This is a genomic window from Alteromonas sp. I10 (assembly GCF_003201515.1).
Taxonomy (GTDB): Bacteria; Pseudomonadota; Gammaproteobacteria; order Enterobacterales; family Alteromonadaceae; genus Alteromonas; species Alteromonas macleodii.
This window is the reverse complement of record NZ_QJJN01000003.1, coordinates 24,666-49,357: the sequence shown is the minus strand read 5'-3', so window position 1 is coordinate 49,357 and position 24,692 is coordinate 24,666. Positions and strand designations below refer to the sequence as shown.

Sequence of the window (24,692 nt, the reverse complement as noted above, 5' to 3'; positions counted from 1 at the left end):
GAGAGAGCACCCCTTTTATTAGAAATTAGTGATTTTCTTTCTGGTATTTTCCTGCCGCAGCAACGAAACCAGTGAATAATGGGTGTCCATCCCGAGGAGTTGATGTGAACTCAGGGTGGAATTGGCCCGCAATGAACCAAGGATGATCAGGGATTTCCACCACTTCTACAAGTCGCTTGTCAGTGGACAAACCACTTACCTTTAATCCAGCGGCTTCGATTTGGTCACGCAGGTTGTTGTTCACTTCGTAACGGTGACGGTGACGCTCATAAATTTCGGCATTACCATACATCTCATGAACTTTTGTACCTTCAATAAGGTGACATAGCTGACTACCTAGACGCATGGTACCGCCAAGATCTGAGTTTTCTGTGCGAGTTTCAGTTGTTCCTGCAGCATCTAACCACTCAGTGATTAGGCCGACTACAGGGTAAGGGGTTTCAGAGTCGAACTCTGTGCTGTTCGCGTTTTCCATACCCGCAACATTACGAGCGAATTCGATAAGTGCTACCTGCATACCTAAGCAAATGCCAAGATAAGGGACTTTGTTTTCACGAGCATAACGCGCAGCAGCAATTTTGCCTTCTATACCGCGCTCACCAAAGCCACCAGGTACTAAGATAGCATCAAGTTGTTCTAGAATTTGGGTACCTTTGCTTTCCACGTCTTGTGAGTCAATGTGGTGGATGTTCACAGTCAGACGGTTTTTAAGGCCAGCATGCTTAAGCGCTTCATTAACAGACTTATAAGCGTCAGGTAATTCAACATACTTGCCTACCATGCCAATGTTAACTTCTGCAGTAGGGTTTGACTCTGCGTAAAGTACTTGTTCCCACTCAGATAAGTCGGCTTCTTCACACTCAAGACCGAAGCGGTCTACAACTAGCTGATCCATGCCTTGTGCTTTAAGTGCAGCAGGGATGCGGTAAATGCTGTCTACGTCTTTCAAAGAAATAACGGCTTTGTCAGCAACGTTTGTGAATAGAGCGATTTTCGAGCGCTCACTAGCCGGCAATGCACCTACTGAACGACAAACGAGAATGTCTGGTTGAATACCAATCGAGCGAAGCTCTTTTACCGAGTGCTGCGTAGGCTTAGTTTTTACTTCACCTGATGCTGGCATATAAGGTACAAGCGTTAGGTGCATGAACATAGCGCGTTCACGGCCTACTTCGGTACCTAGCTGACGAATTGCTTCCAAGAAAGGTTGTGACTCGATGTCACCTACGGTTCCGCCCACTTCAACAATAGCTACATCATGACCTTCAGCACCTTCAATTACGCGGCGCTTAATTTCATTGGTGATATGAGGGATAACCTGAATAGTTGCACCAAGGTAATCACCGCGACGCTCGCGCTTTAACACTTCTTCATATACACGGCCGGTAGTGAAGTTGTTGCGCTTAGTCATGCGGGTGCGAATAAAACGCTCATAGTGACCAAGATCAAGGTCGGTCTCAGCGCCGTCATCGGTAACAAATACTTCACCATGCTGGATAGGGCTCATAGTGCCCGGGTCGACATTGATGTAAGGGTCGAGTTTTAACATGGTTACGGTGAGACCGCGAGCTTCCAGAATTGCGGCCAACGATGCTGCAGCAATACCTTTACCTAGCGATGAAACTACACCACCGGTGACGAAAATATAATTTGTCATGCGAAACCTAGAACGTTTGGGTTGTATGGTAAATATAGGCTGAGTTTAGAACAAAACCAGCTACACTTTGGACGGGGCGATAGTATACGCAAATTCATGTGGGCAGACAATCAATTTGCCCACATGATGCGCAATTTATACGCGCTTTAGCTTGCTTTAAGATTGGCTCAGGCGCTTAAGTGTGTAGATAAGGTCTAGCGCTTGGCGCGGTGATAGCTCATCGGGTGACAAGTTTTCAAGGGCTTCTACTACCGGGTGCGGCTTATCAGGGAACAGCATTTCAGCTTGGTCTTTGGTATTTGATGTAGCTTTAACTGATGCGCTTGTTTTATTTGCACCTTTTACCGAGCTCTTCGCTACAAAAGCCTCATCGTTGGCTTTCTCTGATCCATCTTCCGTGCTGGTCATAAGGTGTGATGATTCCAACACCGCAAGCTTCTGTTGCGCCGCTTTTATTACCGCCTTAGGTACGCCTGCAAGTTGGGCAACTTGTAAACCAAAGCTTTTGCTCGCCGCGCCTTCTGATACGGTATGCATGAAGCGTATAGTATCTTCAAACTCCATCGCGTCTAAGTGCACATTCACTACGCCACTTTGCGTTTCCGGAAGTTCAGTTAGTTCAAAGTAATGCGTGGCAAAAAGCGTATAAGCATTCAGCTGCTTTGCTAAATAACTTGCGCATGCCCAAGCCAGTGACAATCCGTCATAGGTACTGGTACCTCGGCCTATTTCATCCATTAATACCAGAGAGTTTTCTGTAGCATTGTTTAGAATGTTCGCCGTTTCTGTCATCTCAACCATAAAGGTAGAGCGACCTGAGGCTAAATCATCTGATGCACCAATACGGGTAAAGATGCGATCAAGTTTTCCAATGTGTGCATTTTCTGCAGGCACAAAACTGCCGATACAGGCTAGTAACGCAATCAGCGCTGTTTGGCGCATGTAAGTTGATTTACCGCCCATGTTCGGGCCAGTAATAATTAGCATGCGGCGCTCGGTATCTAGCTGTAGCGGGTTGGCAATGAAGGGGTCTTTCATTACATTCTCAACCACAGGGTGGCGGCCGGCATCATAAGTAAGCGCACATTCTTGACTCAAGTGAGGTCGATACCAATCAAGGGAGACTGCGCGTTCGGCAAAACAGCACAGAACGTCGAGCTTGGCTAGCGCCGCGGCAGTTTCAATTAAGTTGTTTAAGTGTGGCGCAAAGTTGTCGAATAAGGCTTCGTAAAGCTGCTTTTCAAGAGCTAGTGCAGCACCCTGACTGCTTAGCACTTTATCTTCGTGCTCTTTAAGTTCTGGCGTTATATAACGTTCAGTGTTTTTAAGGGTTTGCCTTCGAATATATTCAGCAGGCGCTAATGCACTGTTGGCCCGGCTAATTTCAATAAAGAAGCCATGAACTTTGTTATAGCCCACTTTTAGCGTAGAAATGCCGGTGCGCTCGCGCTCACGCTGTTCCATAGCGTCTAAGTAGTCGGTAGCACCTTGTGATAGCTTGCGCAATTCATCAAGTTCGGCGTTGTAGCCCTCGGCAATCACGCCACCATCCCGTATTACCACTGGCGGGTTATCAATAATGGCATCGTTTAACAGGGCTTGAAGCTCAGGGTAAGTGCCAATGGTTTCGCAGATACTTCTGATTTGGCCTGTGTCGAACCGAGCTAGAGCATCTTGTAAGTCAGGCAGGGCGTTAAAGGCATTTTTTAGGCGAGCGAAGTCCCGTGGTCTCGCTGAACGAAGGGCTAAGCGCGCCATAATACGCTCAATGTCACCAATGTGTTTGAGCGCTGCGCGAATATCTTCAGGGTCGTCATTAATGAACGTTTCAACAGCATCCAAGCGGCTGTGCAGTTCATGCTGATCAGTTAAAGGCGAGTGAATAACACGCTGTAGCATACGACTACCCATGGCCGTAGTGGTGGTATCCATCACGCTGAACAGCGTATTTTCCTGTCCGCCCGACAAATTATGGGTAAGTTCTAGGTTTCTGCGGGTGGCAGCATCCAGCTGCACGCGGCTGTCTTGCTGTTCGGTCTGAATGCGGCGAATGTGAGGCAGAGCAGTGCGCTGGGTATCCTTTACATATTGTAAAACGCAGCCCGCTGCGCCTAAGCCTTTAGTGACGCCTTTTATTCCAAAGCCATCTAATGTTTTGGTTTCAAACTGTGCGTTTAATTGCTCTGTGGCGGTATCAATGTCGAATTCCCATTCAGGACGGCGTCTAAGTCCTTTGCGGTTTTCAACAAGAGACAAGCTTTCAAATCCTTCAGGATAGAGCAGTTCTGCTGGGTTAATGCGCTGAATTTCAGCAAGTAGGCTTTCATCGCTGTCACATTCAAACACAACAAAACGACCGCTTGTAACATCTAGGGTTGCCAGACCATAGTGCATACTGTGACCACAAACGGCGGCCAATATATTATCGCGACGTTCTTCAAGCAATGCTTCGTCGGTGACTGTACCGGGTGTAACAATACGCTGTACTGCGCGTTCAACAGGGCCTTTACTGGTGGCTGGGTCGCCTACCTGTTCACAAATGGCTACTGACTCGCCCATTTTCACTAAGCGTGACAGATAACTTTCTACCGCATGATAAGGCACACCAGCCATAGGAATAGGTTCACCACCAGATTTTCCTCTGGCTGTTAATGAAATATCCAGTAATTCAGCAGCTTTTTTGGCATCGTCGTAAAACAACTCATAAAAGTCGCCCATGCGATAAAACAGTAAAATATTCGGATGCTGCGCCTTAATAGTCAGGTATTGGCGCATCATAGGAGTATGTGATTCCAAAAAATGCCTCTGCGAATTTGTTGCTGGGTTTAATGCCTGTTGAGGGGAATAAATGATAAACTCACGCCCACTAAGATCAAGCGAAGATCTGATAAAGCACAACAGGTGTAATTAGGTATATCCAAATGAGCACAACATTTTCAACTGATTCGACAGCAAACGCCACCCCTTTAACGCTTGATAGCGCATTATCTGCGCAAGTTCAGGTGTTAGGCGACGCACTAAGGGAAAAAGGTTGGACTGTATCAAGCGCTGAATCCTGCACAGGCGGAGGAATCGCTTTTGCTTTTACCAGTGTGGCTGGCAGCTCTGATTGGTTTAACCAATCCTGGGTGACGTACTCAAACGACGCAAAGCAAAGCATACTGGGCGTAACAGAGCAGACGCTAAAAGAGTACGGCGCGGTGTCGAAGCAAACGGTAATTGAAATGGCAGACGGCGTGCGCCGTAATAGCGGAGCGCAACTTGTTGTAACGGTTAGTGGCATTGCCGGTCCTGGCGGTGGTAGCAAAGAAAAACCAGTGGGCACGGTATGGTTCGGCTTTTTATGTGGAGAACACGAAGCGCAAATTAAACAGGTGTTTAGCGGCAATCGCGACGAAGTACGTCAACACGCTATTAGCTTTGCGATTACTCACTTAGTTAAAATGTTGAGTGAAAATTAAAAACACTGGTTGAAACTGTATGCTTGTACAGTATAGAATGTGATCATTATTTGGTAATTTCATACAAGATATGGAAAACACCAATACGGAATTTAACCGCAAATCCTAGAGGATACATACGTGGACGATAACAAATCAAAAGCTTTAACCGCCGCAGTTGGCCAAATTGAAAAGCAATTTGGTAAAGGCGCAATTATGCGCTTAGGCGATAACCAAGCCATGGATATTGAAGCGATTTCTACTGGCTCTCTTACCATTGATATCGCTCTAGGTATAGGCGGTTTGCCATGTGGACGTGTTGTTGAAATCTACGGGCCAGAATCATCAGGTAAAACCACGCTAACACTTCAAGTTATTGCTGAAGCGCAGCGCAAGGGTAAAACCTGTGCTTTCGTTGATGCTGAACACGCACTAGACCCGGTATATGCTGAAAAACTAGGCGTAAACATCGACGAACTATTGGTATCTCAGCCTGATACTGGTGAGCAAGCGCTAGAAATTTGCGACATGCTTGTACGTTCAGGTGCGGTAGATGTTGTTATTGTTGACTCGGTAGCGGCGCTTACACCCAAAGCTGAAATTGAAGGTGACATGGGTGATTCTCACGTTGGTCTTCAGGCGCGTCTAATGTCGCAAGCGTTGCGTAAGCTTACTGCAAACATCAAGCGTTCAAATACACTGTGTATCTTCATTAACCAAATTCGTATGAAGATTGGTGTTATGTTTGGTAACCCAGAAACTACAACCGGTGGTAACGCGCTTAAGTTCTACTCTTCTGTTCGTCTAGACATTCGCCGTATTGGTGCAGTGAAAGAAGGCGACGAGGTAGTTGGTAACGAAACTCGCGTTAAGGTAGTGAAGAACAAAGTTGCACCTCCGTTTAAGCAAGCTGAATTTATGATCCGCTACGGCGAAGGTATCAGCAAAGAAGCTGAGCTTATCGACCTTGGTGTTAAGCAAAAGCTAGTTGATAAAGCGGGTGCTTGGTATAGCTACAAGGGCGACCGCATTGGTCAAGGTAAAGCGAACGTAATGAAGTTCTTGAAAGAGAACCCTGAGATCGCAAACGAGATTGAAACTAAGATCCGCCAAGAACTTTTGCTTTCTAAAACAATGAAAGCAGAGGAAGCGGTACCTCAGCAAGAAGACGATGTGCTTCCTGAGTAAAATTAGCGCTTAACCGCATATTAAGAACCCACCGCTAGGTGGGTTTTTTTATGGCTTCATCAAAGGGTATATTAAGAAATATTTACTAACACTTAATGCAAGGCTGAAACTTGTACAACAAATAAAAACAAGGAATGCTGTAATAAATATTTGTAAGTTCAGACTACTAGGGTGCAATGGCCATTACTGCCAAAGCTGGTTAGTACGCTAAAACAACTTTAAACAAATAGAACGGCATAATTTGCGGCTACAGCAAAGCAAGCCTACAACAATAATGAACGGTGCTACTGTTCACACGTGAGAAGAGGGAAGGGAAATGATTGAAATATCAGGCCTTGCTAAGCGTTTTGAGGTGGAGAACCCAAAAAAGCTTAGCGAACAGGAAAAAAAGGACCCGCGATTAAAAGGGCGCTATTTCCAGTCGGTAAGGGATGTGTCGTTTACTTGCGAAAAAGGACAGGTGCTTGGGCTGTTAGGGCCAAATGGAGCTGGCAAAACAACCACACTTCGCATGCTTTCAACAGCACTAAAGCCTGATAGCGGAAAAGTTATCATTGGTGGTGAGGATGTGCTTTCTAACCCTAATATTGCCCGTAAAAAAATTGGCTTTTTATCTAGCTCAACGGGCCTTTATGGTCGTTTGAGTGGCCGAGAGAATATTAGCTACTTCGGTGAGTTGCACGGTATTCCAAAAAATGTGATTAACGCGCGTATTGAAGAGTTAGCTGATTTACTCGATATGCAAACCTTCCTTGATAGACGTGCCGAGAATTTCTCATCAGGGATGAAGCAAAAAGTTTCTATTGCTCGCGCTGTTATACACGAGCCTGAACTAGTGGTGCTTGATGAACCTACTACCGGCCTTGATATTATGGCAACGAGTACCGTGATGGAATTTATTCAGCGCCTTAAAGATAAAGGTACCCCGGTTATTTTCTCTACTCACCACCTTGATGAGGTGCAAACCCTTTGCGACAAGGTGACCGTGATTAACCAAGGTGAAACGGTATTTAACGATTCGCTAGCCGCCTTTAGCGCTTTGTCTGGTAATGACGGGGCTGGCGGGCAAATGCATAAGAGCTTCCTAAAAACACTATCAATGGATTCTGAGGAGATGGGTAATGTGGTTAATCTTTAAAAAGGAATTCAAAGAACTATTACGGGATAAGAAAACCATCATATTCATGATTGGTCTACCGCTTTTATTATTCCCAGCTATTTTCGGTGTCGCGTTCTTTTTCATGAGTTCAGCGGCGGATAAAGCGGAAAATAAAATACTGAAATACGCGATAGTTGGTGAAGCTTACGCGCCAGCAATTGTACAGTCTTTTAACGACGCATCAGATAAATTCGAACCGGTTGCGATTGGCGATGAGACTGACTACGCCAAACTCATCAAAAACGAAACGTTGGATTTTGTTTTGGTTATTCCAGAAACCTTTGATAGCGATGTTTTGCGTTCAGGTCAGCATAAGATTGAGCTTTATCTCAACGATGCTGGTCTAAATAAGGTGATGGGGCGCGTATCCGACATCATTGATGAATATACCGATGCATTCCAACAAACCGCTTTTGCGCAGCTTAATCTAGATGAAACTCAGCAAGAGGCCTTGCTAAAGCCAATCAAGATAGAAAAGCAAAATGTCGCCGACGATCGCGAAGTGTGGGGTGAACGCTTAGGCGGTATGCTGCCATATTTCATCTTCATCTTGTGCCTTCAAGGCGCTATGGCCCCAGCGGCTGACTTAGGCGCCGGTGAGAAAGAGCGGGGTACATTAGAAACACTACTTATATCGCCGATGGACCGTCATAAGCTGGTACTGGGTAAATTCTTTACTATCGCTACTGCGGGGATAATTACTGCGCTTATTACCGTTTCTTCCATGGCTATATGGGGACTGGTGTTATCGCAAGGCATGGCCGTTGAGTTTGTGGTTAAGATCATGTCGATGATTGGTCTTGTGGACTTCCTGCTGATCTTTCTAATGTTGGTGCCAGTGGTGGCAGTTTTCGCCGCTATTCTACTATCACTTTCAATTTATGCTCGCTCGTTTAAAGAGGCGCAAAGCTACATGGGGTCGTTAATTATGGTGGTTATTTTCCCTGTAATTATAGCCATGATGCCGGGTGTAGAGCTTAAAGGCGGCTGGGTTTGGGTACCGCTGACTAACGTTGCCCTAGCGATGAAAGAGCTGTTCAAAGGTACCATGGACTACTTTGCGCTCTTTGGCATATTTACGTCTACCGCAGTGATTGCAACCGGATTAATTTTCTTCTGTATCCATTGGTTTAACAAAGAAAAAGTGTTGTTCAGATAACAGCTGTGATTTGAGTATTTTCTCAAACATATCAATGCTATGACGAAAGCCGTTTGGTGTTTGTTAAGGCTCCCCGAACAGTCGGATTACCCACCTGTTCGGGGAAGTTCAAACAACCCAAACGGCTTTTTTAACGTCTATTTTGGATAAGTCAAAATAAAGCTCGCTCCACCTAAAGCACTTGGCTTTACGCTTGCGGTGCCTTTATGCCAGTATTGAATTCGCTGTACAATGGCAAGCCCCAAACCTGCACCACCAGAGTAGCGGACACGGCTATTGTCGGGTCGGTAAAAAGGTTCGAATATACGCTCTGCTAAACTCGGAGCTACACCGTCGCCGTCATCACTCACTGAAATAGTAATGGTATCTGGAGTTGACTGAATTTCGATTGCTACTTTACTGTGCGCATGTCGAATGGCATTGGTAAGGAGGTTAGACACAGCTCGCTCCACAAAATGGCCATCCCCTCGTAGTACTACGTTTTCTCCTATGACCGCTAACGCCTTGTCAGTTGTCAAAGATAGACGCTCGATTAGGTTTTCGCAGAGTTCCTTGGCAGGAATATCTGAGATGCTAAGCTCAGGTGTAATGGCATCGTACTGAGTGTAGTCCAGCATTTCTTGTACTAAGCCTTCTAGCTCATCGATATCAGCAAGGATCCCATTCCAGGCTTCACTACTTGGATCGGGGTTCATTTCCAGTGCAAACTTTAATCTAGCGATAGGGGTTCTAAATTCATGTGCCACAGCGCCGGTCAATTCTCTTTGATCTCGAAGCAAACCGTGCACGCGCTCACTCAGTAAGTTAAGCCTGTTGGCGATAGGCTGCATAATCGAACGTTTTTTGAGTGAAATAGAAAGTTGCTCTGTCTCATGTCCTAGATGACTGACTTCGCGGGTAATATGTGAGAGATCACGCCATAATGGCCATAACCAGACCGCCATTGCTAAACCAAGTAAAACTAGAAAGACAAAAAGGTAAACAATCAGGTAAGGCGTTGATACTTTTTCGTAGGGCAACGTAAGTGCTATAAACTCCTTATTGCCGATGGGCGCGTAAATATATTTGGCTTGTTCGTCGAACAGCGTTATCGATCGGTTATTGGATATTGCGGCTCGCTCGGCGTCTGACCAGCCAACCGAGCCAATGGGCTTGATTTCATAGTTTACGCCTGTCGAGTGTAACCTTTCTTTTAGTGATGATCTATCTGAGACAACGAGAGGCAACATTGCCTCTAAAATTTGTGCTTCTTTGGTTTGTTCGTAATTTTCGTTAGGTAATACTAGCTCTAATGTGCTGCTAATCAGTACCAGCGCGATAGCTACAAAAAGGTAAAAACTGACAAACAAGCGCGTCATTTCTCTCCCCAAGCATCGCTTACAAAAAAGAAGCCTTTGCCCCATATTGTCTTGATGCGATAAGGGTTTTGAGGATCATCGGAGAGCTTTTTTCTAAGGCGAGATACACGTACGTCAGCTGACCTATCAAGACCATCGTACTCACGACCAATCAGTTTTCTATAAAGGGTAGTTCGGTCGACTAGCTGTGAAGCATTGTCAGCAAGTAAGCAGAGTAAATCGAATTCATGACTTGTCAGCGTAATAACGTTATCTGCAAGCGTCACTCGACGTGAGGCTTTATCAATAGAAAGCGAACCAAAACGCAACACATCGCTATTACTTTCTTGTGGTAACGCCGATATTGTTCGTCTTAATAATGCATTGATTCGCGCCAACAGCACGCGTGGCTCTACGGGTTTTACAACGTAGTCATCTGCACCAATTTCAAGCCCTATCACTTGGTCAAAGTCTTCATTTTTTGCAGTCATAAAAAGAAGCGGACCCGTATAGAATTGTCTTAACTGGCTACACAGAGCAAAGCCGTCTTCACCTGGCAGCATGACATCAAGTATGACTATATCTGGTATAACAGTTTTTACTAACTCAACAAGACCTTCACCGCATGCTAGTCTAGAAACGTTAAAGCCGTTGCGTTCGAGGTACTCAACGACCAATGCCGCTAAACGTTCGTCATCTTCTACTAATACTAAGTTTTTCATTAGAACAAACTCCACGGGTTTCTTACACGCCGCCGGTGTGTAGAGGCTTTTCGATATTTCACCTTAAGCATAACTGAGGGGGCTTTTCCGTCATCTCCACTTTTAAGAGTGAGTGTAGAGTCTGCCTCCAATTCTAACCTATACTTAGTGGGAAGCTGATCGGGTAACCAACAACCTAATAGGCGATTGTTTATGTGCAAACATTGCTCACTCGAACTCATTTCCGGGTAGGTCAGAGTGATAGGTAATATGCAAACTTCACCTTTTTGAGAGGCAATACACTCGCTTGGAAATACAGAAAAAAACGCGGGGCTTTTTTCTACTGAGAACGTAGGTAGGCATGGCAGTAAAAGGGCGGTTAGCAGCAGAATACGCATCACGTCACCCTAAAACCGGTAGCCAACGCCAAAGAACATATTGGTAACATGGCGCCTTGATACCAATGGGCTATCAGTCATCCCACTGCCCAATGTCGTAAATTGAATTCTACCAAGCCAAAACCACTGTTGGTTTATCGGTTTGTTGAAGAGAATTCCCCCGGTAAATTGAATTGTGCTACTTGCGCCATACCACAGTGTTTCATCATTAGTATCCCGCTGGCTTATACCGTAGTAGTAGTCAATTAAGTCACTACTTTTATAGGTAACAGAAAAGTGAGTAGTTAGAGCCCAATCTTGCCAATTAAAATTGTGCTGATATCGCCCTGTTGCACTAAAGCCATTATGAACACCAAGAGCATCATGAATGAAAGTAAACGACCACCTATCATTATCGTTAAACCAATTCGTGCGCAATCCTGCATCCAGTGACCAATCGCGTTGTGCGATATCGTTTATTGAAATATAACGAGGAGGATCTTCCTCACCATTCCCTGGGCTTGGCGTACCTGCACCATCGGTTGCACTATTTGTGGGTAAAAAGATATTACTGGGTTGCCAAAATGCGAAATAGGCGCGTTCGGTGTTGGCACGTAGGAAAACTTCGGTTGTTAAATCTTGTTTGGGCTGCCATTGATAACCAAACTCGCCGTTGTCGAAGTATGCATGTTCACCATACCAAGCAACGTCTGGCAATATTATTAGGGGAATAGCGTCGCCATCTACTAATGGGTTAGTGCGAGCCCCAGCACCGAAGGCCACGCCAATTGACCAGTTGTCTTCTTCAATACAAACGAGCTTGTTTTCACAGGCCGCTACTGAGGCGTGATAAGCGCTCGCGAAAAACAAAATAAGTAAAAAGCGCGACAACACACAAAGTCCCTTTATCGAAATCGAGGTATCAAGATTACCAAACTGCTCAGTATGAAGCAGTACCCGATTACAAATTGTCACATTTATATTCAGTTTGGATCTGAATGATATGTAATACGAATCTATTATGGATTTCAACGTTTCAACTAAAAAGGACATGAAACATGAAATCTAAAAGCGGGATAGACGGTATTTCAAAATGCATGGCAGTACTGATTTTCTCTACGTGCGTGATTACTGCATGTAGTAGCGGTGATGGTGGGGATGACGAAAATGTAATGCAGCTTTCCCTTACTTCCACCTCTGACGTTCCGTTGGGGCAGAGTCCAAATATATCAGCCAGTCAGTATGTTAAAAACGGACTTTATATAATAAACGTTCAACAAAGGAGCTCCACGAGTGGAGACGGCGCTGATTCACCGGCTGCAGCACCTGAATTTTCGACAACAACAACACAAATTGAAGGTGTGGACGAAGCTGATCGTATTGAGTATGACGGTGAGTATTTATATGTTGCAAACTTACCAACGTGGGATTCACAACCGGGAACGGAAAATCGAGTACGGATACTAAAGCGTCAGGACGACTCTTCCCTTGATGTCGTCGCAAACATTCCCCTAGAGTCTGAGCATGAAATGACGGGTATGTACCTTCACGATGAACGTCTAGGCGTTATTACCCGTAAATTTGGTTACTATCCACTGGTAGACGCCGTTGCTATTACAAGCCCATGGAACAGCCCTGACAACGATACGAAGATTCAGTTTATTGACGTTGCCACACCAGAGACCCCCGCCATCCCTTATAAACTCAAAATTGATGGGCGACTGATTAGCTCAAGGCGTGTAGGAAACGACTTATATTTAGCTATGCAATATGTGCCAACGGCTGACAATTTGCCAGCCGTTGGTGATAGCAACAGCAGTCGCGAGGCGTACTATCGACGCCTTCTAGAGTTGGACAACAGCTTATTAGTTCCAAATATCACCATTAATGAACAATCGTCACCGCTTTATCATTTAGATGACTGCCTAGTACCTGAAAATGCGAGTAGCAAGAATGGGCACGTGCAGATGCTTAGCGTGGTAAAGATTAATATGTCATCTCCGTCTACCTATTCGGCGTTATGCACTATTGTTGAAGCCGAGGGCTTGTTCATGACCCACAATAATATGTATTTACACGCAACACAGGGAAATGACACTGTCATTCACAAAGTATCTTTAGAGAATGGTATTGAATATCAAGCGACGGGAAAGGTACGAGGTTCATTCGGTTGGAATAGCTCTCCACAGCTGAAGATGTCTGAACGCGATGGCTATTTTATGGCGGTAACAACGGAAGGCCTTCTTGCTGATAACCCTGAACACTTTCTACATGTTCTAACGCAGCAAGGGCGAAAGCTTGAGGAAGTGGCTTCGCTACCAAACGACAACGAGCCGTCACCAATAGGAAAGCCGGGAGAAGATGTTTATGCGGTGCGTTTTTTTGAAGACAAAGCGTATGTTGTTACCTTTGAGCAAGTCGACCCACTTTACGTCATCGACCTTTCCGATGCAGAAGCACCTTTTATTAGCGGGGAGCTTACTATACCTGGTTTTTCGAGTTACCTGCATCCCATGGAGAATGGGCTGCTTTTAGGGATAGGTCAGCAAGTGATTGGGGCTAATATTCCAGAGGCTGGTGAGCAGCCAATGACCACACCTGTGGAGGATGGAATGAAGGTTAGTTTATTTGACGTATTAGACCCTGAGAACCCCATTTTACTGAATGAATATGTATGGTCTGATACCTATACAGGAGCTGAGTATGATTATAGGGCGTTATCTGTGTTAAAGACGCAGACGGGGTACCGGTTCGCACTGCCTTCTGAATCATGGATAAGTGACGAAGGCACTTTCTCTTTGCACTATGCTTTACAAATGCTTGAAGTAGATAGTGAAGACAGAACACTGTCGCTGGTAGGAAGCATTGATCATCAGCAAGGCAATGAAAACTACTACGGCAGTTACGATGACCGAAGTGTTTTACATAACGACCATGTTTACTACCTTAGAGGAAATAAGGTCTATCATGCTCTATGGCAGCAAGAGCCCCCAATCGACGGGCCGTACTGAAATAGCGCAAGTGGTTTAACTAAAGCGTTTGCTACACTTCAAAGTCGATACGCTTGATAATTCCCTCCCAACCGGGAGGGATTTTTCCTTGAAGTACATAAGAGTAGGCCAGCAATTCGGCGATCACATAATAAAGCGATTCAGGGATATCTTGCCCCACGTCAAGGGTAGCAAGGACTTCGCTTAAGTATGGGTCTTCGTGAATTAATATCCCGGTTTCTTCAGCCATGGCTATGATGGCTTCCGCCAAATCTCCATAGCCTTTCGCAACCACTTTAGGTGCGTTTTTCTTATCGCCGCCGTCATATTTTAGGCCGATGGCGCGTTTTGTCTTTTGCGAATCAGTCATAAACGCTTTACCTAAACCCTAGTTTCAAAGATTTGATGAGGGCGCGAATTTAATGACTCCGGTATGTGTCCCCGTTGGTAACTGGTATTTTCTACAACTAATCCGAGGGAAGTAAGACGATTGTGTAAATAGGGTAGGGTATCGCCAATACGCTTAAGTACTTCATCGTTCGATGCATATAAGTCTAAAGTAATGGTGCTTTTATCAATTTTTGATTTTGCCAACACTTGTCCGCTGTCACCAATATCCAGTTTCATCGTGATATTCCAAAGAGAACGCTGCCCTGCTTGTGCGTGCTTATTGTTTTGGCCACTCTGCTCTCGTTTTATCAAGAGTTCTGGTGGACTTTGATGTTGTGAAAGTGATGGCAATACATAATAGAAACTATCTTGCCCTTGAATACGGCTATCTACATTAGCAATTTTGTTTTGCTGGTGGCTACTTAGCAGAGTTTTAAGTTGAGAAAGCAGCTGTTGTCGGCCGTCTAGCTGGTTCATGTCTTGGCTAACGCGACTTGGTTGAGTCGTTACCCCCATATTCGCTAACGTTTTTGAAACGATAGAGTCAGGCGCATCTATTTGCGTTTTTAAGCCAGGCTGACGCTGCATGGCACGCCCCGCTAGTGCTAATTGAACTAAGGCGACCAGCCCTTGAACGAAGCTGGAAGCGTTTACGGGTGAGGATAAGTTTATTGGTGTGGTAACCAGCGCCTGTGAGGATATAAGCTGCTGCAAGCGTTGCGACAATCCTTGCTCGTTCATATCGGGCGTTAGTTTTTTCGCGCCGTTTTTTAAATCGCCGACAGCGCCTACGTTCTCGCCAGCTACACTTTCGTTTGATTTTGAACCCGCTATAGTGACGTGACTATCTGAAACCACTGGTGGTATCTCTGCGCCTTTACTTTGTGTAGCCGCAAGTTGAGCAGCGATGTTGCTCAGTAAGCTATTTGATAAGCCTTTTGCCTGTGAGCTTAACGCTTGTGCGATAGAGGCAAGTGATACAAGAGAAGATTTACTCCCACCGTCTTTTCCTCGCATGCCATAATTCTCTGCTGAAGCGGTTTCTTTCCCTTCCGTCAATATAGCTTTTGCTGTTGCTAGCAGTTGTTCGCTGGAAGGCTTAGGCGGTCCGATAAACTCTCCATTAGATATTTTGACTTGCGAAGGTTTCGCGTTGAGTGCATCAAGACCTTTTAGGTGCTGCAAAATTTTATCGAAATGCTGGGCTCCATGTACTTGAGGAGCGCCGCTGCCGGGCGGTAACTTTCCATTCTCAACAATAGCTACAAGCTGGCTTAATGCTTGGCTGGTACTGCCTGTTTGGCTCAGTAATACCCGAGAAAGTGTATTAATCGCGTTGTGTACGTCCGTTCCTTTAAGCGATGTGGGAGCCGCTGCTTTTAGGTTTGTAATGGATGAAGAGGCTTCGAGCGAGCTATTTCCCGTGACGGCATTGAGCCCTTTCGCCGTTACTTTTGATAATTGTGTAAGGTTAAGTTTATTTACCTGCTCCAGATTCAAAGTTGGAGCCGAAAGGGAAGGGGCCTTGCTCTGCGGTAAACTTATTTGTAATAACGCGCTTTGTTGAGCAGTGCGAATTGAGAGTTTGCTACCCGTTAAGGTTAACGCAGAAAGCACTTTTAACGCGCTGGTGTCTGCACCTGAACTTTGTAACAGCGCGCTTAGGCGAGGCGGGTTGCTCAAGTTATGCTCAACAGCAACGCCGCCTTGCTTAAGAGCGCTGGAAATTAGCTGTTGCTGTAAGTTGGTACTTACATTTTTATGGGTTATAGCGGCGAAATTATTGTGGTTGGCTCTTGGGGCAGCGCTTCCATTGGAAAAACCTTGAGAGATTTGCAGAGCGATTCCACCGTTGCGAGCTCGGCTTAGTCCTATAACGACCTGCTGGCCGACCAGCTTTTGAAGCGCTGCTTTCGCCGTGCTATCCAGCTTTTCAGTGTTTATGTCTGTAAGGGGAACATCCTCGTTTTTAGCCGTGGTGAGAATGAGTTGCCCAAAGTTTTCGCTCTTTGTAGAAATAGCAAGCTGACCCTTAAGCGTAACGGCGGCGTTATTTGCAGCAAGCGCTTGTGCCACAGCTTTCAGTAATACAGCTTTATCGGGCGCTGACAATGACGCGCCTTGTTGAGACAAACTTGTAGAAAGGAGTATTGCAGACTGAGCGCTTAACTGACTTTGAAAAGCATTTTGAACACTTTTCGTTTCTGGGTTTGAGACCTGGTCTGAAGTTTGGGGCAGAAGAGCAATTTGCGCATTATGAATAGCGTGTTTGGAGAGTTTAGCGCTAACTTCTGCGGGTAAGACAACGTGCAATACTTGGGCGACCGACGGCGCTAAATTTGACGATGCATTACTCGATGTCATCGTTATCGATAGCACTCGTTCAGGCAAGCGTTCAACTATCACTTTCGCCGCATTGTCTAAAACGGTAGCTTGCGAAAGCGCAGCGTTGGCAATCACAGGCGTTGCTCCTCGACTCGATCCTTGAGTAGCGGCATCTGTAGACGATAAAGCGGCCGAGACAGGCGACGTCGGGCCAGTTGTTTGATTTAGAGCGGCTGCCAATAGAGATGATAGTGGTGTTGTCATAGTTGAGATATCGGCAATGTCGCGCTTTTCCTTACTTATTTAAGTATAGCAAAGCTCTGTTTGGCAGTTTCGTTATTGACCAGTTGATAAGATCAAGCAAAAGAATTCATCCTTAAGGCGGAGGGATAACACTTACTCACGACGGATGGCTCTTAGGAAAAATACCTTTGTCATTGAAGTAAATCATATTTAATTGGAATTCGCGACTGCGAAAAAGCGTTCATGTGGTAGACTAGCGCCATTTTTTAGAACCTCTTTTTAAGGTTGGAGTAGCCAGGTAGTGTTAGAGGCGCGCGAATTAACCTGCAGCAAACGAGACAGAACCCTTTTTGAAGGGCTTTCACTGGTTGTCGAACCCGGTGAGTTGCTGTATTTACGCGGTCCTAACGGTGCAGGGAAAACCAGCTTGTTGCGCATTTTAACAGGGCTGAGTTCACCTGATTCAGGTGCAGTATTGTACAACGGCATGGACATTTCAGAGGACAAGACAGGTTACTACCAAGACCTTTTTTATCTTGGCCATAAAAGCGGAACTAACGGCAGTCTCTCTGCCCTAGATAATCTATCGTTCTGGCTAGCTCAACATAATGTATCGGTGCCTGTTAACACGCTTTTTGATGTATTAGAGAAAGTGGGATTAGTTGGACTTGAAGATGTGCCTGTTAGGTATTTATCGGCCGGTCAACAGCGTCGTGTGGCGCTATCAAGATTATGGCTTAAGCCAGCAAAGGTATGGATATTAGATGAACCGTTTACTGCGCTTGATGTAAAAGGGGTTCACTTACTTGAAACAAGTATGAAAGAGCACGTAAGTCGCGGCGGTCTCATCATTACTACTTCGCATCAACCACTGTCAGAAACTGCTGGGGAACACCGTGTATTCGATTTGGAGTACCGCTTTTAATGTCACTTTATCAAGGTATTTTTAAACGCGATATGCACATTGCGTTCAAGCAAAAAGCGGAATTGGTGCAGCCACTGATGTTTTTACTAATGGTGGTGACCTTATTTCCTTTAGGTGTAAGCCCGTCTCCCGACACCCTTCAGCGCATTGGACCAGGGGTAATATGGATTGCGGCAATTTTGTCATCGCTCATGGCGATGGAAAGGCTTTTTCGCGATGACTTTCAAGACGGGGCGCTAGAGCAGTACATGTTATCTGGTATGCCATTACCAGCGGTGAGTGCGGTAAAAGTGGCTGCCCATTGGCTGGTTAGCTTTGTACCATTATTGCTGTTGTCTCCGCTACTAGCCATGTTTTTGAATTTAACGGTCGATATGTATATCGCCCTTGTCTTAACCTTGTTATTGGGCACGCCATTACTTTCCTTAATTGGTGCCATCGCAGTAGGGCTTACCGTTGGATTGCAAAAAGGCGGAGTGCTGTTGGCACTGCTACTTATCCCTGTCTTTATTCCGTTACTGATTTTTGCCACGTCGGCTGTGGATTCTGCCGCACTGCAATTACCTTATCATGCGCAACTTGCTATTATTGCCGCCATTCTTTTATTGGCTGCGGCATTGGCACCGTTTGCCATCGCGTATTCTTTAAAAGTGAGTCAAAACTAATGTGGAAGTGGTTACATCCCTACGCAAAAACAGAGCGAGCCTATCAGCTTTGTTTAACTTTACAGCCTTGGTTTTGGGTTGGTGCTTTAGTGTGTCTGAGCATTGGAACTGTATGGGGGCTGGCCTTTGCGCCTCAAGATTATCAGCAGGGCGATTCATTTAGAATCATCTATATCCATGTACCTAGCGCCATTTTGTCTATGGGCACCTATGTGGCCATGGCGATTGCGGCCTTGGTGGGTATGGTTTGGCAGTGGCGCACCGCTTATATGAGCATGATTGCTATGGCGCCTATCGGCGCAGTAATGACGTTTATTGCTCTGTTCACCGGCGCCGCTTGGGGTAAACCAATGTGGGGTGCTTGGTGGGTGTGGGACGCACGCCTAACATCAGAACTTATTCTGCTTTTTTTGTACATGGGCGTGATTGCGCTCTACGGTGCTTTTGAAGATAAGCAACAGGCGGGTAAAGCCGCAGGCGTAATGGCGCTTGTAGGCGTAGTAAATATCCCCATTATTCACTACTCGGTAGAATGGTGGAACACGTTACATCAAGGCGCGACCATTAGTAAATTCGACAACCCTTCAATTGCCCCTGAAATGCTGTGGCCGTTGTTAATTAACCTGCTGGGCTTCGCTTTTTTTATTGGGGCTGTGACCACGGTACGATTACGTAATGAGATTGTGCTTAGAGAAATGCACCGACCTTGGGTACAAGCGCTAGCAATGAATAAAGCATTAAATCAACAACCTGGTGATGCGACTACTGCAAGTTTAAAAGAGGGCAGTTAAGATGCAGTTTGAATCCTTTGCCGATTTTTTAAATATGGGAGGCTATGCATTTTATGTATGGCTTTCGTTTGGCGTTACGTTCTTAGCAATGGGCATTATCGCTATTCAGAGTTTTAGTAAACATCGCGACCTTTTAAAGCAGGTGGTGGTGGAAAAAGAACGCAAAGCGCGTATTAAAAAAGCGCGACAGCAACAGCAAGACAACACCTAGTGTTAATGTGAAAAGTGAACTTAGCATTCATTTGCGTTTTTATTGTTTATTAGTTTTTTCGAAGTGAGAGTTGCATGAACCCGAGACGAAAGCAGCGACTAGCCGTAGTGGGAATTATCGGTTTTTTAATAGTAAGTGCAATTGGACTGATGCTTTACGCGCTTAACGACAGTATTGACCTTTTCTATACGCCAAGCGAAATCATTGAAGGTAAAAACGGCCAGAAACCGCAGGTTGGCCAGCGTCTTCGTATAGGCGGTATGGTAGTGCCTGGTAGTGTGATAAGGGATCAAGAAAGCTTAGCGGTGAGCTTTGACCTTATCGATACGGGCCCAACGGTTACCGTGACTTACACCGGCATCCTTCCTGATTTATTCCGCGAAGGTCAGGGCATTGTAGCAACGGGTGTACTCACTGGCGCGAGCAACATTAAAGCGCAGGAAGTGCTGGCTAAGCACGATGAAGAATACATGCCGCCTGAGCTAGCTGAAAAAATGAAGGGCATTAATCACGTTAAACCTGAAAATATGCCATCCTACGAGTCGACTACCGGCAGCGGAGGCAAGTAAATAATGGTGCCCGAGATTGGAAATATTGCGCTGACGCTTGCGCTAGTGCTCTCTATATTATTGGCCGTTTATCCGCTATGGGGCGCTCACCGTCAGCACGAAGCGTTAATGGCAACGGCCAAACCGCTGGCGATAGGCTTATTTACCTTCACGCTTATTGCCTATGTATGCTTAACCTATGCCTTTGTAACCGACGACTTTAGTGTGGCCTATGTTGCCCAGCACTCAAATAGTCGACTTCCTATCTATTATAAAATTACCGCTGTGTGGGGCGGCCACGAAGGCTCATTTCTGCTGTGGGTGCTGATGCTTTCCATATGGACAGTAGCAGTGGCGATATTCAGCAAGGGTATTCCTCTTGCTATGGTTGCAAGAGTGCTGTCGGTGTTGGGAATGGTGGGCATCGGTTTTTACTTATTCATGCTGCTTACCTCAAACCCGTTCAACAGCATGCTGCCGTTTTTCCCGGTCGATGGGCGAGATCTTAATCCGCTGCTGCAAGATTTTGGCATGATCATTCACCCGCCTATGCTGTACATGGGCTATGTTGGCTTTTCTGTCGCGTTTGCCTTTGCAATTTCAGCATTAATTTCAGGCCAGCTAGACTCAACCTGGGCACGCTGGTCAAGGCCTTGGGTTATCTCTGCCTGGGCGTTTCTTACCGTAGGCATTGCGCTGGGTAGCTGGTGGGCGTATTACGAACTTGGCTGGGGTGGCTGGTGGTTCTGGGATCCAGTCGAGAACGCCTCTTTCATGCCTTGGTTGGTCGGTACTGCGCTAATGCACTCGCTAGCCGTAACCGAAAAGCGAAAGGCGTTTAAGTCGTGGACCGTACTGCTGGCTATTGCCGCATTTAGTTTGAGTTTACTTGGCACCTTCTTAGTACGTTCTGGAGTGATTGTTTCGGTACACTCGTTTGCAAGCGATCCTACCCGAGGCTTATTTATACTGGGAATATTGATTGTTCTTAGTGGCTTTGGCTTGCTGCTTTACGCTATGCGTGCTGCTTCACTTAAAAGCCCTGGCCGCTATCAAGCGTTTTCCCGTGAAGTGTTGTTAATGGGTAACAATGTATTTTTGTGCGCAGCAACACTGGTTGTATTGTTGGGTACACTACTGCCTCTTGTACATAAAGAGTTAGGTCTAGGCAGTATTTCGGTAGGCGCTCCGTTCTTCAATCAAATGTTCACGTTATTGATTGTGCCATTCGTACTAATGCTAGGTCTTGGCCCGCTTACGCGCTGGAAACAGCAAAAAGCCAGTGAATTACAAAAACAGCTATTAATCGCTGGCGGTATTGCGCTAAGTGCAGGTGTGTTAGTGAACTTTGCCTATGATGAACCAACCTATATGGGCGTTTTAGGCATGGTGTTAGTGTTTTGGATCTTAGTCACTACAGTGCAAGAGGTGATGCAGCGTCTATCGGCAATGCCATCAAGTAACAGTGACAATGCATCGGTGCTAGCTAAACTTCGCAAGCTTACTCCAAGCCACTGGGGAATGGTGCTGGGCCATGTGGGTTTTGCTATCTGCATTATCGGTATTACCCTTGTTTCAAACTACGAAATGGAGCGGGATGTGCGCATGGACATCGGCGATACCGTTTCTCTTGGCGGTTATGACTTTAGCTTTAGAGATGTCGTCAAAGTTCAAGGTCCGAACTTTGAGGCGGACAAAGGCGTATTCGACGTTTATCAAGACGGTGAATTGATCGCGCATCTAGAGCCAGAAAAGCGTTTGTATATCGTACAGCGTATGCCGATGACTGAAGCCGCTATTCACTCAAATCCTATAAGAGATTTATTTATCGCTATGGGCGAGCCTTTAGACAATGGCGCATGGGCCATCCGTATTTATATTAAGCCATTTGTAATCTGGCTATGGGCGGGCGCAGTGGTTATGGCTATAGGCGGTATCTTCTCTATTAGCGACAAACGTTACCGTATGGCTAAAGTAAAAAAGATAAAACGTGTATTTGGTGGGAAAGGTGAAAGCGACGCTGAGCAATCTCATGGTCAAGTATCCACTCCATCAAATACGTCAGTGAAAGGAGGCGCATAATGAAAAAAGCACCACTCGTTGCTATTCCGTTAGTGTTATTTTCTTTGCTGGTCATTTTTCTGTTTAAAGGGCTTTTTTCTGACCCCAGAGAGTTAGATTCTCAGGTTCAGGATAAGACGTTACCTGCATTCTCACTGCCAGACCTGATGAAACCAGAGGTGACCTATACACCTGAAGATTTAAAAGGCAAGGTAACCATATTAAATGTATGGGGTGTATGGTGCGTGACCTGCGCTGTTGAGATGCCGTACCTTACTCAGCTAAAGAACGAACAAAACGTCCACATTGTAGGATTGTATTTTGATCAGGACTTAGACCCAGACTTTGGCACAAAAACACTGAGCCGCGTTCAGCAAGAAGTTACCGACATGCTCAGCCGTTACGGTAACCCTTACGCGTATAATATTTTTGATGTCTATCGCGATACGTCGCTCGACCTTGGAGTCACAGGAGCGCCAGAACACTTTGTTATCGACGCTGAAGGCATTATTCGTATGCACCACATAGGCGATATTAACGAGCGGGTGTGGAACTCCAAAGTTGGCCCGTTATATACCAAGCTGGTGGCAGAAGCGTCTGGCAAAACAGGTAATGACAAAAAGGTAGATGTAGATGCAGTGATGGCCTCAGAGCCTACATTGTCGAACACGCTTAATGAAAAGAATAATCAAAGCACTGCAATTACACAGGGAGGGGAATAATGATGTTATCAAAAACTTCCTCCCTTAGTTTCGCGAGTTTGAAAGCCATTGCCCTAAACGTTTTAGCACTGCTGTTTGTGTTTAGCGCTTTTTCAGTAAGTGCGGCTGAAGATAAGTTTTCTTTCGACACGCCAGCCCAGCGTGAAAGCTTTTTAAAGCTTACCGCTGAATTACGATGTCCTATGTGTCAAAACCAGAATATTGCTGATAGCGACGCTATGATTGCCCATGACATGCGCCGAAAAGTTTACGCGTTGTTAAAACAAGGCAAAACAGAGCAGGAGGTGATTGATTTTATGAAGTCGCGCTATGGCGATTTTGTGCACTATCAACCGCCGGTAACGGCTGCGACCTTGTGGCTTTGGGCTGGCCCTGTTTTGTTTATTTTTATTGCCCTAATTGTGGTGGTTCGCCGCAAATCGGTAACACCACCAGAAGATATGGCTGCTAAGTTAGCTAAAGCAGATGAAATGTTGGAGCGAGAGAAAGAATGAGTTGGTCTGAGTTTTATATTATTGTTTCAGGCTTAATTACGCTTGTTCTACTAATTGTCGCTTTCCCATGGCTGCGTAATAAAAATCACGCAAAACAAGATAGTTTAAGCAATACGCAAATTGTTAAGCAGCGCCTTGCAGAGCTCGACCGTGAAGTGCAAGAAGGGCTCATTAGCGAGCACGATAAGCGCCAAGCCGTTGATGAACTCAAGCTTGCGCTGGTAGATGAAAGCGCGTTCCAATCTCATAAAACGGGTAATGCAAAACTTCCGCTCGCGATTGGCGCCGTGCTTTCGATAGCCTGCGGAGTGATTGTATATGCGCAGGTAAATCAAATGGGTCGTGTTGCCCAGGCAGCCCAAGCTATTGAAGCGCTGCCCCAGTTGAGTCAACAGCTTGCTAGCGGTAATGCGAATAACCTGACTCAACAAGACATTGCTAGCCTTGCTCTTGCTATACGCCAGCGTTTGAGAGAAGAGCCCGAAGACGACACAGGATGGATGTATTTTGGCAGATTGATGCTGAGTATTGGCCAAGAAGTACAGGCCATTGAAGCTATTGATAAAGCGGTGAGTTTGGCGCCATCTAACTCTGCTAATCGCATTACGCTTGCTCAAGCTTTGATGACCACAGGGGATGTAAACAACCTGGAACGAGCGCAATCTATCTTATTAGGCTTGCTTAACGACAATCCAGCGAATGATAACCTTGCGCTGATGATGGCGGTGGTCTCTGCTCAACTTGGCGACCTTGAAAATACCCAGCGTTTTTATAAGCAAGTTGAAGGTAAGTTACCAGCTGATAGCGATATGGCGCAACGTTTAGTGGCGCGTATAAAAGAGCTACAAGGGAATACCAGTGAGATGGCAGCGCTACAAAATACAGGTGCTGAAATTACTGATACACCAACAGCGCAAAATGCTAGTAGCGAAGCTCAAAGTTATAGCAGCGAAGCGCAAACCGGCTTTAATATTACGGTGAATTTATCTGACGACGCTAATATAAAAGCGCCTAAAGACGGTTTCTTGATAGTGTTCGCTCAAGATGCGAACTCTGACAACAAAATGCCTGCTGCTGTGGTTAAACTGCCGATAGAAGACTTCCCTGTTTCCGTTACTCTAACCACAGAGAACGCAATGATGCCACAATTCACGCTAGCAACACTTTCTGATGTGGTGGTTACCGCAAGACTATCTAAAGATGGTAATGTGGCAGTTTCAAAAGGCGAATGGCAAGGCAGTGTGAGCGCAAGCGTTACTGCCAACGAAACATCTTCACTAAGCGTTATTATTGATAAGGAATTATAAGT

General features: G+C 45.7%; 22 protein-coding genes. 14 read left to right on the top strand and 8 right to left on the bottom strand.

Features of this window, described 5'->3' with window-relative positions; genetic code table 11:
- Positions 1-25: 25 nt before the first annotated feature.
- Both BZA03_RS07165 and mutS read right to left on the bottom strand, forming a co-directional pair.
- On the bottom strand, positions 26-1,657 hold the full coding sequence (locus tag BZA03_RS07165; RefSeq protein ID WP_014978516.1) for a CTP synthase: 1,632 nt from the start codon (positions 1,655-1,657) through the stop codon (positions 26-28).
- Positions 1,658-1,813: 156 nt separating this feature from the next.
- On the bottom strand, positions 1,814-4,435 hold the full coding sequence (gene mutS / locus BZA03_RS07160; protein WP_110288386.1) for a DNA mismatch repair protein MutS: 2,622 nt from the start codon (positions 4,433-4,435) through the stop codon (positions 1,814-1,816).
- Between the two features lie 143 nt (positions 4,436-4,578).
- Between mutS and BZA03_RS07155 the strand changes: the two genes are divergently transcribed.
- From BZA03_RS07155 to BZA03_RS07140, 4 genes are all read left to right on the top strand, one after another.
- Entirely contained in the window at positions 4,579-5,118 is a 540-nt protein-coding gene (locus BZA03_RS07155; protein ID WP_110288385.1) for a CinA family protein, read from the top strand.
- A gap of 120 nt (positions 5,119-5,238) precedes the next feature.
- Positions 5,239-6,285 (top strand): recombinase RecA, encoded by a 1,047-nt coding sequence (gene recA / locus BZA03_RS07150; protein WP_014948506.1) that lies wholly within the window; start codon positions 5,239-5,241, stop codon positions 6,283-6,285.
- Between the two features lie 316 nt (positions 6,286-6,601).
- Positions 6,602-7,423 carry an ABC transporter ATP-binding protein gene (locus tag BZA03_RS07145; RefSeq protein ID WP_014978519.1) on the top strand — a complete coding sequence of 274 codons (822 nt, stop codon included), beginning with the start codon at positions 6,602-6,604 and terminating at the stop codon, positions 7,421-7,423.
- Complete coding sequence (locus tag BZA03_RS07140; RefSeq protein ID WP_110288384.1) at positions 7,407-8,603, top strand: ABC transporter permease; 1,197 nt, start codon at positions 7,407-7,409, stop codon at positions 8,601-8,603. Before BZA03_RS07145 ends, BZA03_RS07140 begins: the two co-directional genes overlap by 17 nt.
- A 137-nt stretch (positions 8,604-8,740) precedes the next feature.
- Here BZA03_RS07140 and BZA03_RS07135 read toward each other — a convergent pair whose 3' ends face one another.
- From BZA03_RS07135 to BZA03_RS07120, 4 genes are read right to left on the bottom strand one after another with little or no spacing between them, the layout of a single operon-like run.
- Positions 8,741-9,961, bottom strand: a complete 1,221-nt coding sequence (locus BZA03_RS07135; RefSeq protein ID WP_181417284.1) for an ATP-binding protein — start codon at positions 9,959-9,961, stop codon at positions 8,741-8,743.
- Positions 9,958-10,662, bottom strand: a complete 705-nt coding sequence (locus BZA03_RS07130) for a response regulator (RefSeq protein WP_069943844.1) — start codon at positions 10,660-10,662, stop codon at positions 9,958-9,960. The genes BZA03_RS07135 and BZA03_RS07130 overlap by 4 nt, the downstream gene beginning before the upstream one ends.
- The gene (locus BZA03_RS20685; protein WP_110288382.1) at positions 10,662-11,039 is read right to left on the bottom strand and encodes a DUF3019 domain-containing protein; all 378 of its coding nucleotides are present in this window, start codon (positions 11,037-11,039) and stop codon (positions 10,662-10,664) included. The genes BZA03_RS07130 and BZA03_RS20685 overlap by 1 nt, the downstream gene beginning before the upstream one ends.
- A gap of 9 nt (positions 11,040-11,048) precedes the next feature.
- Positions 11,049-11,993: a MipA/OmpV family protein gene (locus BZA03_RS07120; protein ID WP_181417283.1), complete on the bottom strand. Its 945-nt coding sequence runs from the start codon at positions 11,991-11,993 to the stop codon at positions 11,049-11,051.
- 83 nt (positions 11,994-12,076) lie between these two features.
- On the opposite strand from BZA03_RS07120, the gene BZA03_RS07115 reads away from it, so the two are divergent.
- Positions 12,077-14,029: a beta-propeller domain-containing protein gene (locus BZA03_RS07115; protein WP_110288380.1), complete on the top strand. Its 1,953-nt coding sequence runs from the start codon at positions 12,077-12,079 to the stop codon at positions 14,027-14,029.
- A 31-nt stretch (positions 14,030-14,060) separates the two neighbouring features.
- Here BZA03_RS07115 and BZA03_RS07110 read toward each other — a convergent pair whose 3' ends face one another.
- Positions 14,061-14,378: an EscU/YscU/HrcU family type III secretion system export apparatus switch protein gene (locus BZA03_RS07110; RefSeq protein ID WP_014948509.1), complete on the bottom strand. Its 318-nt coding sequence runs from the start codon at positions 14,376-14,378 to the stop codon at positions 14,061-14,063.
- Positions 14,379-14,389: 11 nt separating this feature from the next.
- A complete protein-coding gene (locus tag BZA03_RS07105) occupies positions 14,390-16,987 on the bottom strand; it encodes a flagellar hook-length control protein FliK (protein WP_181417282.1) in 2,598 nt (865 codons plus the stop codon).
- A gap of 280 nt (positions 16,988-17,267) precedes the next feature.
- Between BZA03_RS07105 and ccmA the strand changes: the two genes are divergently transcribed.
- The 9 genes from ccmA to ccmI all read left to right on the top strand — a co-directional run bounded on the left by ccmA (position 17,268) and on the right by ccmI (position 24,690).
- Positions 17,268-17,891 carry a cytochrome c biogenesis heme-transporting ATPase CcmA gene (gene ccmA, locus BZA03_RS07100; RefSeq protein WP_075176082.1) on the top strand — a complete coding sequence of 208 codons (624 nt, stop codon included), beginning with the start codon at positions 17,268-17,270 and terminating at the stop codon, positions 17,889-17,891.
- On the top strand, positions 17,891-18,556 hold the full coding sequence (ccmB, locus tag BZA03_RS07095) for a heme exporter protein CcmB (RefSeq protein ID WP_110288379.1): 666 nt from the start codon (positions 17,891-17,893) through the stop codon (positions 18,554-18,556). The genes ccmA and ccmB overlap by 1 nt, the downstream gene beginning before the upstream one ends.
- The gene (locus BZA03_RS07090; RefSeq protein ID WP_110288378.1) at positions 18,556-19,347 is read left to right on the top strand and encodes a heme ABC transporter permease; all 792 of its coding nucleotides are present in this window, start codon (positions 18,556-18,558) and stop codon (positions 19,345-19,347) included. The genes ccmB and BZA03_RS07090 overlap by 1 nt, the downstream gene beginning before the upstream one ends.
- Before the next feature lies 1 nt (position 19,348).
- Positions 19,349-19,558, top strand: coding sequence for a heme exporter protein CcmD (ccmD, locus tag BZA03_RS07085; protein WP_014975830.1), 210 nt, complete (start codon positions 19,349-19,351; stop codon positions 19,556-19,558).
- Between the two features lie 74 nt (positions 19,559-19,632).
- Positions 19,633-20,127, top strand: coding sequence for a cytochrome c maturation protein CcmE (ccmE, locus tag BZA03_RS07080; RefSeq protein ID WP_110288377.1), 495 nt, complete (start codon positions 19,633-19,635; stop codon positions 20,125-20,127).
- 3 nt (positions 20,128-20,130) lie between these two features.
- Positions 20,131-22,188 (top strand): heme lyase CcmF/NrfE family subunit, encoded by a 2,058-nt coding sequence (locus tag BZA03_RS07075; protein WP_075176085.1) that lies wholly within the window; start codon positions 20,131-20,133, stop codon positions 22,186-22,188.
- Complete coding sequence (locus BZA03_RS07070) at positions 22,188-22,889, top strand: redoxin family protein (RefSeq protein WP_110288376.1); 702 nt, start codon at positions 22,188-22,190, stop codon at positions 22,887-22,889. Before BZA03_RS07075 ends, BZA03_RS07070 begins: the two co-directional genes overlap by 1 nt.
- Before the next feature lie 2 nt (positions 22,890-22,891).
- A complete protein-coding gene (locus BZA03_RS07065) occupies positions 22,892-23,383 on the top strand; it encodes a cytochrome c-type biogenesis protein (RefSeq protein ID WP_110288557.1) in 492 nt (163 codons plus the stop codon).
- Complete coding sequence (ccmI, locus tag BZA03_RS07060) at positions 23,380-24,690, top strand: c-type cytochrome biogenesis protein CcmI (protein ID WP_110288375.1); 1,311 nt, start codon at positions 23,380-23,382, stop codon at positions 24,688-24,690. The genes BZA03_RS07065 and ccmI overlap by 4 nt, the downstream gene beginning before the upstream one ends.
- Positions 24,691-24,692: the final 2 nt, after the last annotated feature.